This window comes from Streptomyces sulfonofaciens (assembly GCF_014656295.1).
GTDB classification, from domain to species: Bacteria; Actinomycetota; Actinomycetes; order Streptomycetales; family Streptomycetaceae; genus Streptomyces; species Streptomyces sulfonofaciens.
Genome location: NZ_BNCD01000066.1, coordinates 1 through 1,549 on the forward strand (window position 1 = coordinate 1; position 1,549 = coordinate 1,549).

Below are 1,549 nucleotides of genomic sequence, written 5' to 3' on the forward strand. Positions count from 1 at the left end.
CCCCGTTATCTTTTCCGCGGTCCTGCAAGAGGGCTGCTGGCCTCCGGGCCCGGCATGACTGTTGCCCCCTGTCGAACGGATGACCTGGGGGGTGGTGTCACCGGGCCCGGGAGGTGCCGTCGGAGACGCTGATGAGAGGTCCGGCCGCCACCCGGTCCGGCGCAATGCCGGACAGTTCGCGGATGGCAGGTCTGCATAACGTGGATGCGCGCGTACGACACCACTGCCGAGGCCAGCACCGTCACCACCCTGGGAAGGGCACGATGTTCGACACCGAAGACGTGGGCGTGTTCCTCGGCCTGGACGTCGGCAAGAGCAACCACCACGGCCACGGGCTGACCCCGGCCGGCAAGACGGTCTTCGACAAACAGATGCCGAACAGCGAGCCAAAGCTGCGGGCCGTCTTCGACAAGCTGACCGCGAAGTTCGCCACCGTGCTGGTGATCGTGGACCAGCCCGCCTCGATCGGCGCTCTCCCCCTGACCGTCGCCCGCGATGCGGGCTGCAAGGTCGCCTACCTGCCCGGCCTGGCCATGCGCCGAATCGCCGACCTCTACCCGGGCGAGGCCAAGACCGACGCGAAGGACGCGGCGGTCATCGCCGACGCCGCCCGGACGATGCCCCACACCCTGCGCTCGCTGGAACTGACCGACGAGATCACCGCCGAGCTGACCGTGCTCGTCGGCTTCGACCAGGACCTCGCCGCAGAAGCCACCCGCACCAGCAACCGGATACGCGGCCTGCTCACCCAGTTCCACCCCAGCCTCGAACGCGTCCTGGGCCCCCGCCTCGACCACCAGGCCGTCACCTGGCTCCTGGAACGCTACGGCTCCCCGGCCGCCCTGCGAAAAGCCGGCCGCCGAAGACTCGTCGAACTCATCCGCCCCAAGGCCCCGCGCATGGCCCAGCGCCTGATCGACGACGTCTTCGACGCCCTCGACGAACAGACCGTCGTCGTGCCCGGCACCGGTACCCTCGACATCGTCGTGCCCTCCCTGGCCCGCTCGCTCGCCGCGGTCCACGAACAGCGCCGGGCCCTGGAAGCCCAGATCAACGCCCTGCTGGAGGCTCACCCTCTTTCCCCGGTCCTGACGTCGATGCCCGGCGTCGGCGTCAGGACCGCCGCCGTCCTGCTGGTGACCGTCGGCGACGGCACCAGCTTCCCCACCGCAGCCCACCTCGCCTCCTACGCCGGCCTCGCTCCGACCACGAAATCGTCAGGCACCTCGATCCACGGCGAACACGCTCCACGGGGCGGAAACCGGCAGCTCAAACGGGCCATGTTCCTGTCCGCCTTCGCCTGCATGAACGCCGACCCCGCCTCCCGCACCTACTACGACCGCCAGCGAGCCCGCGGCAAGACCCACACCCAGGCCCTCCTCCGCCTCGCCCGCCAACGCATCAGCGTCCTGTTCGCCATGCTCCGCGACGGCACCTTCTACGAACCCCGCACCCCCGACGACATCGAACTCGCCGCATGACACCCACAAGTCAAACCACCCCAAACCGAACCCGAACACCTTGACGAAAGACATAGAGGCACCCCCCC

General features: G+C 69.1%; 1 protein-coding gene. It reads left to right on the top strand.

Annotation, left to right across the window (positions count from 1 at the left end):
• The first annotated feature begins 263 nt into the window (after positions 1 to 263).
• A complete protein-coding gene (locus tag IE313_RS34575) occupies positions 264 to 1,481 on the top strand; it encodes an IS110 family RNA-guided transposase (RefSeq protein WP_189939333.1) in 1,218 nt (405 codons plus the stop codon).
• Positions 1,482 to 1,549 lie beyond the last annotated feature (68 nt).